Genomic DNA, 16,907 nt, shown 5'->3' with positions numbered 1-16,907 from the left:
AAGATGATCCCGCCTTTGAACGGAAATTACTCCTATTCGCCGTCAGGAACAAAATTCCTTTTAAAGGACCGTTTTCCAGATATCAGATTTAGAAATCTTTAGATTAGAACGGCCGCTCCTGTCTTGCTATACGAAGGATAACATTCTTTCCAAGGAGGTCTCCCGGGTGCTGTACTCCACTGTCTGCCTCATCGCTGCAACGATCTGGGCAGTTATTATGAAGAAAGCGAAAACGGATGCCGTTTACTCGAACACTGTACTCATGTTGCTTTTTTGTGCGCTGGTCGCCGCCATCGGTCTATCGCAAAATTATACCCAAAGTCTGATTCCGGAAGCAAATGATGGAATCGGAATAGCCAACGAGGTGGCCTACTGGATCATTGGAGAAGGAAACTGGTCTCCGGCGCGTTTTAAACACTTCTTCGAAACGTCGCTGTTGGTCAGCCTGTTATTGGCCGTGTCGTACCCGCTCATCCTGCTGATCGAAAAAAGAGCCGCAAAAAACCGACAAACCACGTCTCTCTCCGAAATCGGAAAATCCCGCCCTTGAAGCAAAAGCACTCGAACTTGGCTTCCGTCCGCCCGGCCAAATCAAACAAGGAGCATACCCTCGGGTATGCTCCTTGTTTGATTTAAAACATGCGCGGCAGATGCGCCTGCGCCTAGTTCACGAATCCGGCTGTCTGCAGCAGCCGTTTCAGCACAGCCGCGCCTTCCGCACGGGCAGCCGTGCCTCCGGGCACGAAGCGGCCGTCCCCGCGCCCGTCCAGCAGGCCGGCTTCCACCACCTGCGAGACGGCGGCGGCCGCCCAGCCGGAGATTTCGCCCCGGTCCGCGAAGACCGCCAGAGCACCGGCCCCGGAGTTCTCCTCCGTCCGGACACCGGCCAGCTTCACGGCGCGCATGAGCATCACGCTCATCTGCTCGCGTGTCAGCACCTCCCCGGGGCGGAACTCCCCGGTCTCGAAGCCGTCGGCGAGCCGGGCCTGAACGGCGGCGCCGACGGCGCCGGCATACCACGCGTCACCCGCGATGTCGGTGAAGTCTGCCGCGGCAGGCGCCGGGTCTAGCGCAAGGGCCCGCGTCAGCAGGGCCGTGAACTGCGCCCGCGTCAGCGCTTCGTCCGGCGAGAAGGCGCCGCCCTCCATGCCGTCGACGATGCGCTTGGCGGCCAGCAGCTCGACATCCTTCCGCGACCAGTGGGACGCAAGGTCGGGGAAGCTGACGCCGGAGGTAACCACCGCGTAGGTCCCCCCGCTTCTGTCGCGGATAACGGCCCGGTGCGCACCACCGGACGATTCGAAGCGGGACGGCACGAAGCGGAGTTCTCCGGCGGCCGGGTCCAGCTTCACCGCCGTGGCGCGGTCAGGGTCGAGCGCTTCCGGCAGGTTTACGCTTCTTCGTACGTAGCTTCCGAAGCCGCCGATTTCCTTCGTTTTCCCTCCGCTTTTCAGGAAAACCCGAAATTCAACCGGCATGCCCCGTACCTGCATGCCCTCTTTTGCCGCCCGGGCGGCAAGGTCCGCGGTCTCGCCCGCTGCCGTCTGCCCGATCCGCACAAGCAGATCGAAGCTGCCGTCCGCGGGAATGTCAGCCGCCAGCAGGCCGGCCGGGAGCTCGACGGCGCCGAGATGCGAGGTTACGCTGAGGATCGCGTCCGGCGATTCGGCGGCCGCCTTGCGGAACGCCGCGCCCGGCAGCGATACGGTGCCCATCGGCTCGCTGCCGGGAATCTCGTAGGAAAGGCCGGGGGCCGCCTTTCCTTGCAGCGCCGCGATCTCGGCCTCCATGACGCCGGCATCCGCCGAGACGAGGGTCAGGTTCCGCCCGTCGGAACCTTTCGTCTCCGTTACCGACGTGCGTTCCGGCCCGGACGGGGACGTGCCGCCTCCTCCGGCGGAACCGCCCCCGGAACCGGAGCCCGTGCCCGAGTCCGTATCCGATCCGCCTCCGGTACCGCCCGAGCTTACGTTCACCCGGGCCGACGCGGTATGGCCTTCGTAAGCCGCCTGCACCGTGCCGCTTCCTTCCCGCAAAGCGGTGATCCGTCCGGCAGCGTCTACGGAGACAACAGCCGGGTCGAGAGAGACGTAAGCCGCCTGTCCCGTCACGTCCGCGCTGGACTGTTTATATTCGGCGGTGACGGCAAGCTGAACATTCTCGCCCTTACCCAGACTGTACGAGTCACGGGCCAGCTTTAATGCTTTTACCGCCGCTTCATCCCCGATGATCGTGACGGTCTTCTCGTTGGTCTTGAACCCGTCCACACGGACAGTGACGACGACCGGATTCGCTCCCGGACGGATGGCTGCATCGGCCTGGAATGAGCCGTCTTCCCGAAGCGCCGCTTCCTGCCCGTTTACGGTAACGGAGGCCTTACCCGGTCCCAGTACGTCCACCTTCCCCCGTAAGGTCACACGGTCGGCGGAGGTTCTGAGTCCTTCGTACGCGAGGAAGCCGCTGAGAGCCGCCGCCCGGACGGAGTCGCCGATCTCGTACGAATTCGCGACGAGCTGCCGTTTGGTGCGGATCCCGGAAGCGTCAAGCGTCGAGACGACAAAGCCGCCTTGCGGGATGACGCTGTTGGTTTCGTCCGGCTTGCCCCAGTTCCACGTCATGGCCTGGGTTTTGTTCGGCACGGACGTCACTTTGCCGGAGCTGTCCACGACCGCTTCCACGCCGAAGCGGCTGTTGCCGGTCGAATAGCCGAAAGTGTCCGTGAGCACACCGATGTTATTTTCGATCAGATTGGTGTTGGTGTAGCTTCCCTCGAGGAACGAATCGGGCGAGTCCGGAAGGGAGACGCCGAGCTGATAGTCTCTCACGTAAACGAGATTGCGCAAGGCCGCCCCGGCTACCGGCCAGTTCACCTGAGACGCGTCGAAAAGCATAAGCCCGTGCGTATTTTCCAGACCTGCCTGGAAAACGTCCCGCTGGAGAGCCGGTTCCTGCACATTCGTGAGGGCGATGCCGGCGTAGAGCGGCACTTCCCCGTTCGTTACGATATTGCCGAGCGTAATGTAATGCTCGATTTCGGGAGCCGTCGTCTGATAAGCGCCGATCATAATGAAATCGAGATTTTTGACATAGCCGCTTTCATAGTAACCCGGCGTGTACACGGATTCGTCTTTCATCCGCAGACGCTCGTCGTAGCGGAATTCCGTGCTGCCCCAGTGTACGCCGTTCAGGTAATACGATTCGAACCAGGAGCCCACATAGGCGGATACTTCGATTTTTTTGCCTTTTTCCGCTTTATACCGGTCGGTCAGCTGCCTTACTTCGGACGTAAAGCTTTGAATCGTTTTGGATCGGAATTCCCACCAGTCCCGGATAAGCGGACCGTCTTTGCGCACGTTACCCGCGTAAGTGAATACATCGTCCGGCCAGTTTTGAAGCTGTTTGCCGCGCGCGCCGAGGAACGATTCGAATTTGGCTTTCGTCAAGTCACTGAAATCCGCGCGTTCGTTGTCATACCGGGCACGGTCCAATACGACGCCGTCCACGTCGTAATTTTGCAGCACTTCCTCGATCGTTTTGAGCTGGAAATCGCGCACCTCGTCGTTGGACGGGTTCACGAATGCGACGGCGCCCTGCTTGGCGGATTCGCGCAGCCGTTTGATCTGTCCTTTATCCGCCGCGTTGTACACCCGCTCTTCCCAGTCGAGATGGCTGTTCAGCAGAGCGTATTCATTGCTGGCGATTGACCCCTCCGCAAAAATGTTAAAGGCGACGTGGATATCGAGCCCCAGCTCACGGCTGTAGCGGATAAATTCCTGGAGCAGATCCAGATCCGGATTCGAGCCCGCTTTTTCCGGCGCTTTAATCGCGCTTACGTACGGCCGGCCGGTCAGGGTGCTTTTCTTGTACGAGACGTACCCCTCGACTCCTTTCACGTCAAAAACGACGGAAGTCACGCCGTTCTCTTTCGCGGTCCGCAAAAAATTGTCCACGTTGTCACTGGTTTGGAATTTCCTTGCGTTCGCGGCCTGATCGACCCACAGGATCACCTTCTTTTCGGTTGAAAAGCCCGGACGGCTGTAGACGACCAGATCTTTGGAGTCCTGCTCTTTGCCTTCTTTCGTAACGGCGAGATCCAGGTAATTGATGCCCTCGGCAAGCGTGTACGAAGTCTTGAACTTGCCGTCCGGACCGAAAGGAATCGGAGTCCCGTTCACCGTTAACTCGATTTTCGAAGGATCGTCCATATTCGTAATCGTTCCGGAAAGCTCGGTGGACGGCTTCGTCTCCGTATACATGGCGTAATTGTCGAGCGTCAGCCGGGCAATCGGCCCTCCCGCTCCCATCAGATCCTTAACCGGGACCGCGAAGCCGTTCTTCCGGAGTTTGATCGCATCCCCGACTTTGAAATAAGTCGCTAAATATTTCTTGATGTTCTTGCTGGCGTAGCTCGTATCCTGAGCGATCAAGACATAGCCTCCTGGGGGGATTTCCAGGTCCGTGGGACCGGTCCAGGCCGGCGTTTTGCCGTCAATCGAAGGGTTGATCACCTTCGTCACTTTACTGCCCGCATCCACCTGCACAGCGACGTTGAACTGAGGAACGGTAATCCGCGTCCCCCAATCGTTCGTGAACAGCGCCACAGTGTCGTCGATCCCGGCAATGTCCCGATCCACGTAACCGATCGCATGGCGCGGGCCTTCGATGCTGATCGTAATGTCGATCGGCGCCGCCTCGACTTCTATTAAATCGACCGGCTGCTGACTGTCGTTATACGTCACGGTTACCGTGGACGAAACGATTTCCCGGCCGTCCTTCAGCAGCTTGACCGCAATGGCGTTCGTCCCCGCTGCCAGCCGGATCACGCTTTGAAACGTTCCGTCCGCCTTCAACGCGGTATCCGTTCCGTTCACAGTCAAGGAGATTCCCTGCCCGCTGCCGTAACGGAGCACCTGACCCGATACGGTAAAATCAGGCGATGTGACCGTGGTTCCCGATGCCGTCAGCAGGTTCAGCCCCGGTTCCGCGTTCAGAAAATCACCTGCGTGCACAACTTTTCCCCCTTTATGTAAAGACACGATGTCTCCGTTTTTGTAATGCTCGAAAAGCGGTTTCCGGGTTACGGACGTTCCCCACGAAGAGTCGTTGGCGAGAAGGATGTATCCGCCCTCCGGAACGGGCAGGTTCTGGCTCTCCTCCCACGTGGAACCTGTCGGCGGAACAGCCGTCGGACCGATGACCCGGATCACCCGATCGTTCTTATCCACCGCTATCGCCGTGTTCGTTTTCTTGACGAATACCTTATCGTTCTCCGTCGAGTTCGTCACCTGGGCTCCGCTCGTAAACAGGGCCACATAGTTCGTCTTCTGGGGCGGCGCGTCGACATTGACGTTGATGTGCCCGACCGGCAGCCGGAACGCGCCGTCCTGCGACAGGACGTACACATCGTCCGTCACACCGGCGGCTTGCGGATGACTTCCTCCGCTCTCCCGCCCGGGGCTTTGCGCCGAGACTTTTCCAAATGCGGGAGAAAGCAAAGAAATCACCAGAGCGACAATCAGCATCCCATTCCACTTGCGCAGCAAGTTTTTCATAACGGCTCCCTTCTTTCGGTCAAAGTTTAGAGTCGAACCCGGCCGGGGCCGGTGAAAAAAACGGCAGCCGCTCGTAAGCTGCTGCCGGATGTAAATGATTCTGGATGTGTCTTATTTTTTGGCGCTTTTAAACCACTCGTTGGCCGCTTTGATCATCGCATCGCCGCCGTCCGCCTTCCACTTGGCCAGGAACTGGTCGTAATTGGCCAGCGGATCCGACCCGCTGATAAATTTCAGCATGCTGTCGGTCTGGAACTTGTCGAGTTTCTGTTTACTTTTGGAAATGTCCGCAATCGGCGGCGCCTTGGCAAGCGGATCGGTGACCATGATGCCTTCGGCGTTTTTGTTGATCTGTTCGAAGAACGCTTGCAGAACGGGATCTTTACGTACACGCGCCTGCCAGTAGTCCGGATATTTTTTGTGATCGACGCCCGTCAGGAATCCGCTTCCGTTGTTAAGCTCGTCGTTAAACTTCGGCAGAATCGGGTAGTACTTGCCTTCTTTGATTTCATGATGCTCGCCCTGCTTGCCGATGGCGATCTCGATGAAATTATCCGGCTTCAGCTTCAGATCCAGAAATTTCAAGGCATCTTCCTTATGCTTGGAAACCTTCGGAATGGTGACAAACCAGGTCGTGTTCGCTTTGACGAACGTGGACGCTTTGCCGGATTTATCTTTCAGGAAAGGAATAATGGCTGTTTTAGCGTTAGGATCGTTCTTCTTAAGCGCTTTCTCCGTCGTTCCCGCGTTCCAGTAAGCCTGCTTGAAAATGGCCGCTTTGCCGCTGGAAAATTTCTCGATCGCCTTGGCGCTCGTATTGATCGGCATTTCCTGATCGATCAGACCTTCTTTGTACAGCTTGTTCATATAAGTCAGGAATTCTTTCATCGCCGGTGTCTCTACCTGGTGAAGAAGCGTTCCGTTCTGGTTGACCCAATCCGTCGTCACGCCGAATGCGGCGCCGATATCGCCGATAATAGATTCTTTCGCATCTTTGGAACCGGTAAGCGGTGCGATGTTTTTCTTTTCTTTGATCGTTTTCAGCACGGTGTACAGCTCGTCCGTGTTCGTCGGCGTTTTCAGACCGAGCTCATCCATCCAGTCCTGGCGGACAACCAGTTCTTCCCCGACCGCAAGACCGGAACCCGTTTCCGGAATAGCGTAGATTTTGCCGTTTACCTTGGCGCTTTCCCACGCGGCCGGGTCGATAGCCGCTTTAATGTTCGGAGCGAGCTTTTCAAGCAGATCGTCAAGCGGCTCCAAGGCACCCGATGTAGCCAGCTTCTCGAACTGCGGCGCGCTCAGCTTCATGACGTCGTACTCTTCTTTGTTCGCCATCAGCAGGTTCAGTTTCTCGTCCGGATTTTCCGCCGGAAGCATTTCGTAATTGACCTTATAGCCCGTTTTCTCGGAAATCGTTTTGGCGGTATACTCTTTGTTCGGATCGAAATTTCCGTACTGCATAAGCTGGCGCAGGGCCGGCTTGGCTCCTCCTGCCGGTGCCGGCGAAGTGCCGCCGGTCTGGGTCTCTTTTCCGCCGCCGCATGCCGCCGTAGTGACTCCAAGCGCTGCGACCGTGAGCAGAAGCGCTGCTTTTTTTAACATAGATGTAACCTCCCTTTTTGTTGAACAACAAGACCGAGCCGAGTTTCGCAAGCCACAAAAGAGGGGCCTCACCGCCTTTCATTTCAGGATGGAAGATGCCCGTCAGCCTTTAACGGAACCGACCAGCACGCCTTTCACGAAATATTTTTGCAGAAACGGATAAACGAGCAGGATCGGCAGCGTGGCCAGCAGGATCGAGGCCGCCTGAATCGACTGCGGGGTCGTATTCATAGAAGAATCCAAGTTGTTGTTCCGCAGAAAATCCCCGGTGGACGAAATGAGCAGTTCTTTCAGAAACAGCTGCATCGGCTTCAGACTCGGATTCGTAATGTAAATCATGGCGGCAAAATAATCGTTCCAGAAATATACCGCGAAGAAAAGCGCGATCGTAGCGAGAACCGGCAGGGAAAGCGGAAGCATGATGCTGAACAAAATGCGCAGATTGCTGGCCCCGTCCATTTTCGCCGATTCCTCGAGGCTTTCGGGAAGCCCTTCGAAGTAGTTTTTGATGATGAGCATGTTATACACATTTACCATAGCCGGCAGGAAAAGTGCGGGCAGCGTGTTGACGAGATTCAGGTTCTGCATGAGCAGGTACATCGGAATGAGCCCGCCGCTGAAAAGCATCGTGAAGATGAACAGCAGCAGCAGCCATTTCCGGCCCCGCAGCCTCGTTTTCGAAAGCGGGTAAGCCGTAATCGTGGTAAGAAAAAGACTGAGCAGGGTGCCGGCGACGGTGATCAGGATGGATATTTTAAACGAATTCAGGAACATCTGATCCTGGAGGACATAGGCGTAGGTGCTCAGCTGAAAGCCGACCGGAAATAAACTGACTTGTCCGGATATGACCGCGGATTCATCGCTCAGCGATTTGGAGATCAGGTTCAGGAACGGCAGCAGCGTAGCCAGTCCGAACAGGATAAACAAGGTGTAATTGATCAGATGGAACAGCTTCTCGGACCAGGTGGTCCGGGGTTTTCTGCGTTTGTGCGGCTTTACGGCAGGCAGGGCTGCGTCTGTATTCATATGCGTCTCTTCCTCTCTACCAGATTCCGCGCTGCAAATATCTGCGGCTCAAATAATTGCCGGTGATGACAAGCGTGAAGGCGATGACCGATTCGAATAGTCCGACGGCGGTCGTAAAGCTGTAATCCTGGTTGCCCAGACCCATGCGGTACACGAACGTGCCGATCACGTCGGAGACGTTGTAAACGGTAGGGTTATACATCACGAGAATTTGTTCCGTGCCCGCTTCGAGAACGGAGCCCAGACGAAGGATGAACATCAGGAGGATGGTCGGCAAAATTCCGGGCAGCGTAATGTGCCAGATCTGCTTCAGGCGCCCGGCGCCGTCCATTTTGGCGGCTTCGTAAAGCTGAGGGTCGATTGTCGAGAAAGCGGCGAGGTAAACGATGATGCCCCATCCGGTCTCCTTCCAGCCGGCCGACGTGACGAGGACACTGCGGAATACGCTGCTGTCCATGAAGAAGGCGATTTGCTCCAGCCCCAGGCTGATCAGCACCTTGTTGACGAGTCCGCCGTTTGTGGAGAGCAGATCGATAAAAATTCCGCTTACGATAACCCAGGACAGAAAGTGCGGCAGGTAAATGACCGTTTGGATGGTGCGCTTGAACAGCATGTTTTTCATTTCATTCATCAGAATCGCGACGACAATGGGAAGCGGAAAGAGGATGACGATTTTCAGCAGGGAGATAATAAGCGTGTTGACGAAAACACCGCCGAACTCCTGCGAGGTAAACAGTTTTTTGAAATGCTCGAGTCCCACCCACGGACTTGCCGCCATACCGTCGAAAATATTGAAGTCCTTGAACGCAATGACAAGACCGTACATCGGCGTGTATTTGAAAAGTAAAACAAACAGGATACCCGGCACGAGCAGCAGGTATAAATCCCAATCCTTGCGGATATCCGAGCTGAGTTGTCTGGAAAAACTTTGTTTCGATCGGGAGACGTTTACTTCAGAAGCAGGCTGTCTCATCGAATCCCCCCTTATGCGGTTTCGCTTTTGTATAGTACTAAGTGTAGAACCTGCGCGAAATCCGTAGTAGAGGACTCTCATTACTATTTGTGGTACTTTGATAGCGCGCTGAGCTTCCCGGGAACGCCACGGATGCAAACGCATTCCAGAAAAAAAACTGCCCGCCGTAATGCGGCGGACAGCTTTTTCGCGCTTTTATTGCTGTAATCCCAAAAGGTAACAAAATGCAAATGCAACCTCGCTCTGGCCGTGCGAATCCGCCAGAAGAGCACATAGTAGTCATGTATAATATGTGCTCTTCTTTTATTCAAATTAACGGAATAGTAGCTGATGTAAAACAAAGGGAGAGTTTCGTAAGTCAATCCTTAAAAATAAAGCCGCATTTTTGAAATCCATCGTGTTGAGGGCTATAGTCAAGGACTTCTTTCGTTTTTGAAATATCAAGTCTTTTAAAACGATTATTAGAAACAGCGTGAACAATTTCAAAGGGCTTTTGTAAGGGAGTTATAACACACTGTTCAATTAAATGACACATATCCTCGGGGCTGATATAAGCACTCATATCTCTCGCTGTCAAATCTGTACCTACTTGAGAAACTTCATCGAATGCCCCAATTCTTATCGCGATACTAGGAAGATTTTCTTGGTAAGCAAAATAAGAAGCAAGTGCTTCTCCAAAAGATTTGCCCACACCATATAAATTTTTTGGGCGAACAGGCATATCCGGCTGTACTTGTGTATCAACTGGATACCCCTCTACAACCTGAGCGCTGCTTGCAAATACAACTCGACTGCAACTTTCTTCCTGAGCAGCTTTGAAAATATTATAAGTTCCTTCAATATTAACTTTCAGCACAGATTCAAAACTTGCATGAGGAGAAGGATCCCCTGCTAAGTGAATAACAGTATCTATACCTTTGCAAGCCTGTCTACATGATTCTATATCCCTAATATCTAAATCAACCCATTCATGTCCATCATGTACCCACTTTTGCAGTTTAGATGTGTTTATATCACCTAATGTAAGACTGTACTTATCATTTAGATAAGGAATGAGCGCTAATCCAATTCTACCTCCTGCGCCAGTGATCAGAATTTTTCTGGTTGGATTCATAAGAAGGCCCCTTTCTTGATTACTTGAGTATAAGTTTTAACATAACGGTTTATCTGTTCGAATCCTCATGGAAGAAAAAATATACGGTTCGGGGAATACGAAAGATATTAGCTAAATATTCGGAGGAAGCCGGCCTAGTACAAAACTTGTCGCCTCACAAACTGCGACATTTCCTGTTGACTTGGCTTATAAAAGCAGGGCATCGATGACGCGCTCATACAGCCTTCTTTCCGGTCATGAAAGCCGCAGGACTATTCAAAACTTGCAATCACCGATGCCCAGCAGGAATATAACGAAGTTATCAATAAATTCCCCATTTAATTACATCTACTTTGCGGGTGCTGTCAGCCTTCGCCGGTATTCCCCCTGTACCTTGCCCCGTCCCCTGACGCTACGGCTTCATTTCGCCCGGAGTGACGCCCCAATATTTACGGAACACTTTCGTAAAATAGCTGACGTCCCGGTAGCCGACAAGCCGGGCCGCATCGTACACCTTGGCGCCTTCCAGCAGCGCCGCCTTGGCGCGGTCCATTTTCCGCTCCAGCACGTACGCTGAAAACGCGACGCCCGTTTCCTGCTTGAACAAACGGCTCAAGTACGAGGAATTTACAAAGAGCCGGTCCGCCACGCTGTGGAGCGTGATATCGCTGTCGATCTCCTTCTCGACCATGGACAAGATCGTTTTCACGACTCCGTGACTCGTCGTTTTGCGCTGTTCCTGCAGATAGGCCGAGTAATGGAGCACCGAACGCTCCAGCCAGGCCCGGATCTGCTGCTTCGTGCTCAGCAGCGTGACGTCCCGGTAATACGGGTAGTCCTCCTTCACGACATCCTGCACGCTCCAGCCCTGCTTGTGAATGAGACGGATCATGAGGCTCGTCCAGTACATCAGCGCCTCGTGCATCCCCGCAGCGGTCTCCGTTCCTTCCATCGCCTGATCCCACAGTTCCGAGAGGGTCTCTGCGGCCTTCGTCTCATCGCCGGTTTCCAGCGCGATCTCCAGCGTCTTCTCCAGTCCCGGCGAAAGCGGCACCGACGTCCCGGCCGCCGGCTTGTCCCGGTACGGCACCGCGATGTCGGCCCCGTACACGATGCGGTCCTGCAGCGCCTGGTACGCCTGTGCGTACAGCTTGCTGATCTCCGTGAGGCCGCCGGTCCCTCCGCTGATTCCCGCGCTGCAGGTGACCTTCAGGCATTCCTTGGCCTGGGAGAGCAGCTTCACGACCGCGGCATGCACGCGCAGCATCACGTCGTTGGGCGAATCGTCCGCCGGCATGGCGAACAGCATCAGGGTGTAGCCGCTTGCGTCCGTATTCACCCAGCACAAGTGCGGCTGGAGAAATTCGCGGGCGACACACTGGAGCGAGAAGCGCAGCAGCGGCATATCCCCGCTTTTGTAGCGGGTCTCTCCGGGCGCGAGCGGATCGACGTCGGCTACCGCTACGGCGTACTGCATGCTCTCATCCAGATCGAGCAGATAGTCCCTGCTGATCTTGCGGATTTCCCAGAGGGCGTACTTGCCGCCGATCAGATTCTGGAAAAACGCGCTCTGCAGCTGGGGCAGATGCTCCGACCATTTCTCCTGGAGCTCCGACTGGCTGTGCCAGCGCTCCAGCTCCTGCCGCAGCTGTTCGGCTGCGCTCAGAACCGCTTCCAGGATCTCCTCGTCTCCTGCGGGCTTTAGCAGGTACTGGGAAACCCCGGCTTCGATCGCTTTCTGGGCGAAGCCGAAATTATCGTGCCCGCTGAGAATAATCATCTTCACGAAGGCATCTTTCTCGCGCAGCTTGCGGGCCAGAGTAAGCCCGTCCATCTCCGGCATCTGGACATCGAGCAGAACGATGTCCGGCTTTTTCCGCTCGAACAGAAACAGCGCCTCCGCCCCGCTGGCCGCCTGGCCGATCACTTCGATTCCGTTGTCTTCCCACGGAATATTGTTTACGAGCGAAGTGCGCAGGCGCGCTTCGTCCTCGACGATCATTAAGTTCATGTTCCCGTCTCCTCCTTGTAGTCGATCATGCTGTCCGCACCGGGACTGAAATCTTCTCTGCAGCGGACCAGGGGAAGCCTTAGCGCCGTCCGGGTGCCTCCGCCTTCCGCACTGTCGATGCTCAGCTCCGCGCTTCCGCCGTAATAAAGCTTGATCCTGGACACGACGTTCCTTAGCCCGAACAGGTCGTCCACGCCTTCTTCATCCAGCGAGTAAAGCTTGCCCTTGCGTCTGTGGAGCCTGCCCAGCTCCTCCTGGATATAGGCCAGCCGCTCCTGCGGGATGCCGCTGCCGTTGTCCTTCACTTCCAGCACGAGAAACCCTTCGTCCAGCCGGGAGGAAACGACGAGGCGCCCGCCGTGTTCTTTGCCGTCCATGCCGTGGAGGATGGCGTTTTCCACCAGCGGCTGGAGCAGCAGCTTGAGAAGCGGAATCCCCTTCGTTTCGTCTTCCAACCGGTACTCCGCCTCGAAGTTTTCGAGAAACCGGATCTGCTGGATCCGGATGTAGTAATGCAGGTGCGAAAAGCTTTCTTCCACCGAAAAAACTTCGCGCCCTTTGTTCAGGCTGAGCCGGAAAAACCGCGACAGGTTCAGAACCATTTCGCTGATTTCGTCCGCTTCGTAATTTTTGGCTGTCCAGTAAATGGAATCGAGCGTGTTGTACAGAAAATGAGGGTTGATCTGGGACTGCAAAAACTTCAGCTCCGTCTTGGCCAGTCTCAGCTCCTGCTCGTAATGATCCTCGATTAGATGCTTCTGCTGCTGGGCCATCTGGTTGAACGCCTCGGTCAAATAGCCGAATTCGTCCCTGCGCTTGTTCTCCAGCTGGATGTTCATCTTGCCGCTGCCGAGCCTTTTAATCCCGTGCGACAGCTTTTGCAGCGGCGATGCAATGCCTGTGTAGACGATCCACGAGATCCACAAAGCGAGCAAAAAACTAATCGTAATGATTCCGTACATGTACAGCGTGATCTGCTCCGTCTTGCTGTACAGCTCGCTCTTGGGCTGGGTCATCGTCAGCTTCCATTTGGACGTGGCGGAAGAAATGGAGACCGACAGCATGTCCGGCTCGGAGGGAAGATATTTGTCCCGTGTCTCCCCTTCCTGGCCGACGCCCGCAATCAAGCTGTTGTCGGCGTTCGTCAGGTAGATTTTGGTCTGGGGAGAAGGAAGCAGCGGTTTGATCAGATTGAGCAGCCGCGGTTTGTTCAGCGTAATGAGCAGCACATTCTGTTCCCGCTGAGGGTTGTACAGATCCATGGAGCGGAGCAGGGTTACGCTGTCCGACAGCATCAGGTCTCCGAAGGTGCTGCTCCCGTAAATGATCTGACCCGGCAGCATATACAGAATGCCCGTGCCGTTTTTGAGCGTCATGCCGTGCATAAAATCCTGTTGGCTTTTGTCCAGGCGGCGTGTGCCGTAATTTGTGGAAATCATCATTCCCGTCGGATAATGGTAGATCGAAATCTGGGCGGCAATGTGATTGATCGAGTTCATATTGGCCAGCTGCTTCATCATTTGCGAAAAGTCTATGACGGAACGCGGCGTCAATTCCTCTCCGTTACGCGACAAAGTGCGGATCAGCTCGGAGTCCGTCGAGATCAGCGTGGACAGCTCCTCTACACTCTGCAGCGTCAAATCGATATAATCCATCGCGGAATTCAAAGCCAGCCGGGACCTTTCCGCCGCCTGCTCGACGAGAATCTGTTTGGAGCGTTCGTTGGCGAAAAGACTAACCAGCACAAGCGGAAGCAGAATGAGCAGAAAATAACAGGTCAGCCGGACTTGAATATTCCGCTGAAACTTGTCGCGCAGCCAGCGAAATGTCTTCCTCATCGCACACCCTGCGGAATACCCTGCATCTCGTACCACTCGTTCACTTCACGGGTCATGTCATCCCCGCCTTCTTTCCTCCACTGTTCCACGGACGTTTCGAATGACTCCAAAGGCTCGACGCCCACAATGATACGGACGAAATGCTCCATCAGTTCCTTCCCCTTGGTGTTGTAGTATTTGCTCATCGACGGGGTCGGCGAGCCGTAGAAGGCGTTCGGGATGAGGTGGCCTTCAATTTGCTTTAAATTGTCGTATAAATGAAAATCGCCCAGAGCATCGAGCCGTATTTTCGAAATCTCTCTATCTTGAACATCAACCATCGCCTGATAGATGCCGCGGTACAAATGCTTGTCGTGTTCCTCGAAGTTGATGACCATCTTTCCGTGCTGCATCGACCAGATTTCGTTCTCGAAACCCAGCTTAAGCGTCTTGTAACCATCGCCCGCAATGAAATTCAAATACCGGATGACCCCTTCCGGATTGGTGCTGCCTACCGGAATGACGTTGTACGAGCGGATCAGATTGGTCGCGTAGACCCCGCTGTGCCCTTCCGGTCCCACCGGATATTCCAAAGGAATCCAGACGGCCCGGGGATCCTTCTGCATATTGGCCGCAATCGGCCCCCGTGTATCGTACCAGGCTGCGGAGAACAATCCCACCTTGCCGTTCTTGACTTTGTCCATCAAGCTGGGGTTGCGATTCAACGGAAACTCGGGGTCGAGCAGCTTCTCGCGATACAGTTTGTTCAGAAAAGCGAGCGCTTCTTTCGTCTCCGGCAGCGTACTGGTGTAAGCAAGCTCGCCGTAACGATCGGCCCACTGATCGAGCTGCACGCCGAAAGCTCCGAAGAAGGGCGCCGAACGGGAAAGGGCCTCGCCGAATGTCAATCCGATCGTGTCGTTAAGCCCGTTGCCGTCGGGGTCGTCCAGCGTAAAGGCGCGGATCACCTTGTAATAATCGTCCAGGGTGACAGGCGGAGCGAGTCCCAGACGGTCCAGCCAGTCCTTGCGCGCGTACATCAGTTCCAGCCCTTTCACTTCGTTCAAGCTCGGTACCGCATAAATTTTACCGTCGACAGTGACCTGATCCCATGCTTCTTTCGGTATTTTCTCCTTGAGGGCTTTGCCATATCGGCCGATCAGCTCGTCCAGCGGCATCAGCTTGTTCTGTCTGGCGTTATCGTTCATCCATACCTTATCGGAAAAATTAATGAGATCCGGCAAATTGCCGGAGGCCATGATGACGTTCAGCTTTTCGGGATATACATCCTGGGGCGGGAGAGTCACCTTTATACTCAACCCGGTGCTTTCTTCGATATAGCGCAGGTAAGGATTGTTATTTTCGTCCAGCCCCTGAGGAAAGCTCATTCCGATCGTGTTCGTTACAATCGAGATGGAATCAGCCGCAGATGCGGGGCCGTGCGGAACAAGTCCGCCTCCGATAGCTTCCGGCGCACGTTCGCAGCCGGTAGAAACGGCGGCAAGCGCCCCCAGGAGAAGCGAACTTCTAAGCAAGGCAAGCGGACGAAGCGGACGGCAGCGGAAACGGCGCTTCATGGCCGCGCGTTTTCTTACTCCGTTTGCAAGCATCGCTTGAATACCCCGAGAAGTCCGTCCGCCATCCGTTTAAAGCCGAGATCGGTCGGATGAATCCCGTCCACCGTACATTCGTGGCCGTCTTCGCCGAGCAGCGCCGACCCGTCGAAGAACGTGATGAACCGGTCGCCGTTTGCGATCCGGTCCTCTACGATCTGCCGCTGTATGGCCCGCCGGTCGTCCAGCTTCTTGCGAACAGCCGGGTCGAACGTGACGGCGGCAAACTCGATGCAGGAGAGAACGAGGATCGGAACCTCCGGGTGTTTTTCCCGGTACAACTCGATAAAAACCGGCAGTGTGGCCCGAATGTTTTCCGGCTCCCCCGTGTTGCCTTCGTAATCCAGGACCAGCAGAGCGGGATGTCCGATTTCGCGGATCACTTCGGCCACTTCCGGCTCCCCCTTGCCGCTGCCCGAAAAACCGAGATTAATGAACTCCCGGTTTATTTGCCGGCTTAGAATACCCGGATAGCTCATGCCCGGCCGGTTCGCGCAGCCGCCCTGAGTGATCGAGGTGCCGTAGACGATAATTCTGCCGGAATTTTCATAGGGGAGCGGTTCTTCCAAGGAGGCATCGTCGTCCGTTCCGATCCAGACCTCCTCCACTCCCTGGTACAGGGGGAAGTTCAGCGTGACGTGCCGCATCCGTTTCTCCCCGAACCGGTAAAGCCGTGACGTGTACCCGGAGTCTCCCAGCTTGAAGGAAGCGGTTGCAATATACCGCTGATTACCCGGTTCCCCGATGTAACAGTCGAACCCGCTTTGGCCCAGCAGCGTCATATGGGGCATGGCGGTATCGCCGCCGAGGCGGACTCGGACGGACAGCTGCGCCGTATCGGTAATAAAGCGGATCTGTCCGCCCGCCGTGCAATCCGCGAGCCGGTCGACCGCTTCCGGCAGCTTGCCGGCCGGAAGGACGGGCAGCCGCCGGTACCGGCCTTCCGTCTTCAGCCACGGAAACCCGGAAATCCTGAACGGTGCCTGCCGGGGATCGTGCCACACGGCTTCTCCACCGATCATCGTGTCCGTCTTCAAGTTGCTGTCGTACCGAGCGATATCGATTTTCCCCGCTTGCTTCACTTCCACTTCCATCACTCCCCCGTTTGGTTGAAAGGTCTTTCTTTAAACTTACCTTTGACTTTCACAAAGTGTAAAGAAGTTTTTGTAAATCGCGCTCAATCAAAAAAATCCTTTCTCCATTTCGGAAAAAGGATT

At 55.3% G+C, this 16,907-nt stretch carries 11 protein-coding genes; 2 read left to right on the top strand and 9 right to left on the bottom strand.

Annotated elements, in window-relative coordinates; translation table 11 throughout:
• Positions 1-166: 166 nt before the first annotated feature.
• Entirely contained in the window at positions 167-550 is a 384-nt protein-coding gene (locus AC58P5_RS17565; RefSeq protein WP_497388693.1) for a hypothetical protein, read from the top strand.
• A gap of 112 nt (positions 551-662) precedes the next feature.
• Here the strand turns inward: AC58P5_RS17565 and AC58P5_RS17560 are convergent, their stop codons facing one another.
• The 5 genes from AC58P5_RS17560 to AC58P5_RS17540 form a co-directional block, all read right to left on the bottom strand.
• Entirely contained in the window at positions 663-5,552 is a 4,890-nt protein-coding gene (locus AC58P5_RS17560; protein ID WP_497388691.1) for an S-layer homology domain-containing protein, read from the bottom strand.
• Between the two features lie 111 nt (positions 5,553-5,663).
• Positions 5,664-7,157, bottom strand: coding sequence for an extracellular solute-binding protein (locus AC58P5_RS17555; protein ID WP_497388689.1), 1,494 nt, complete (start codon positions 7,155-7,157; stop codon positions 5,664-5,666).
• A gap of 102 nt (positions 7,158-7,259) precedes the next feature.
• The gene (locus AC58P5_RS17550; protein ID WP_497388687.1) at positions 7,260-8,183 is read right to left on the bottom strand and encodes a carbohydrate ABC transporter permease; all 924 of its coding nucleotides are present in this window, start codon (positions 8,181-8,183) and stop codon (positions 7,260-7,262) included.
• 16 nt (positions 8,184-8,199) lie between these two features.
• Positions 8,200-9,156, bottom strand: a complete 957-nt coding sequence (locus tag AC58P5_RS17545; RefSeq protein WP_497388685.1) for an ABC transporter permease — start codon at positions 9,154-9,156, stop codon at positions 8,200-8,202.
• 358 nt (positions 9,157-9,514) lie between these two features.
• Entirely contained in the window at positions 9,515-10,270 is a 756-nt protein-coding gene (locus AC58P5_RS17540) for an NAD-dependent epimerase/dehydratase family protein (protein ID WP_497388683.1), read from the bottom strand.
• 23 nt (positions 10,271-10,293) lie between these two features.
• Here AC58P5_RS17540 and AC58P5_RS17535 point away from each other — a divergent pair, with 23 nt between their 5' ends.
• Positions 10,294-10,479, top strand: coding sequence for a tyrosine-type recombinase/integrase (locus tag AC58P5_RS17535; protein WP_497388681.1), 186 nt, complete (start codon positions 10,294-10,296; stop codon positions 10,477-10,479).
• Positions 10,480-10,661: 182 nt separating this feature from the next.
• On the opposite strand, the gene AC58P5_RS17530 is transcribed toward AC58P5_RS17535, so the two are convergent.
• Genes AC58P5_RS17530 through AC58P5_RS17515 form a run of 4 tightly spaced genes read right to left on the bottom strand, consistent with a single transcriptional unit; the run spans position 10,662 to position 16,784 of the window.
• Positions 10,662-12,260 (bottom strand): response regulator transcription factor, encoded by a 1,599-nt coding sequence (locus tag AC58P5_RS17530; protein WP_497388679.1) that lies wholly within the window; start codon positions 12,258-12,260, stop codon positions 10,662-10,664.
• Complete coding sequence (locus AC58P5_RS17525) at positions 12,257-14,098, bottom strand: sensor histidine kinase (protein ID WP_497388677.1); 1,842 nt, start codon at positions 14,096-14,098, stop codon at positions 12,257-12,259. Before AC58P5_RS17525 ends, AC58P5_RS17530 begins: the two co-directional genes overlap by 4 nt.
• Positions 14,095-15,687 (bottom strand): extracellular solute-binding protein, encoded by a 1,593-nt coding sequence (locus tag AC58P5_RS17520; protein ID WP_497388675.1) that lies wholly within the window; start codon positions 15,685-15,687, stop codon positions 14,095-14,097. The genes AC58P5_RS17525 and AC58P5_RS17520 overlap by 4 nt, the downstream gene beginning before the upstream one ends.
• Positions 15,669-16,784: an SGNH/GDSL hydrolase family protein gene (locus AC58P5_RS17515; protein WP_497388673.1), complete on the bottom strand. Its 1,116-nt coding sequence runs from the start codon at positions 16,782-16,784 to the stop codon at positions 15,669-15,671. Before AC58P5_RS17515 ends, AC58P5_RS17520 begins: the two co-directional genes overlap by 19 nt.
• Positions 16,785-16,907: the final 123 nt, after the last annotated feature.

Source organism: Paenibacillus sp. JT31N7 (assembly GCF_059692095.1).
This window is presented reverse-complemented; position numbering and strand designations above follow the sequence as displayed.

Coding starts and splice junctions, on each gene's coding strand:
- AC58P5_RS17555 (WP_497388689.1), bottom strand. CDS start 7,157: ATGTTAAAAAAAGCAGCGCTTCTGCTCACGGTCGCAGCGCTTGGAGTC.
- AC58P5_RS17540 (WP_497388683.1), bottom strand. CDS start 10,270: ATGAATCCAACCAGAAAAATTCTGATCACTGGCGCAGGAGGTAGAATT.
- AC58P5_RS17560 (WP_497388691.1), bottom strand. CDS start 5,552: ATGAAAAACTTGCTGCGCAAGTGGAATGGGATGCTGATTGTCGCTCTG.
- AC58P5_RS17545 (WP_497388685.1), bottom strand. CDS start 9,156: ATGAGACAGCCTGCTTCTGAAGTAAACGTCTCCCGATCGAAACAAAGT.
- AC58P5_RS17525 (WP_497388677.1), bottom strand. CDS start 14,098: ATGAGGAAGACATTTCGCTGGCTGCGCGACAAGTTTCAGCGGAATATT.
- AC58P5_RS17515 (WP_497388673.1), bottom strand. CDS start 16,784: ATGGAAGTGGAAGTGAAGCAAGCGGGGAAAATCGATATCGCTCGGTAC.
- AC58P5_RS17530 (WP_497388679.1), bottom strand. CDS start 12,260: ATGAACTTAATGATCGTCGAGGACGAAGCGCGCCTGCGCACTTCGCTC.
- AC58P5_RS17520 (WP_497388675.1), bottom strand. CDS start 15,687: ATGCTTGCAAACGGAGTAAGAAAACGCGCGGCCATGAAGCGCCGTTTC.
- AC58P5_RS17550 (WP_497388687.1), bottom strand. CDS start 8,183: ATGAATACAGACGCAGCCCTGCCTGCCGTAAAGCCGCACAAACGCAGA.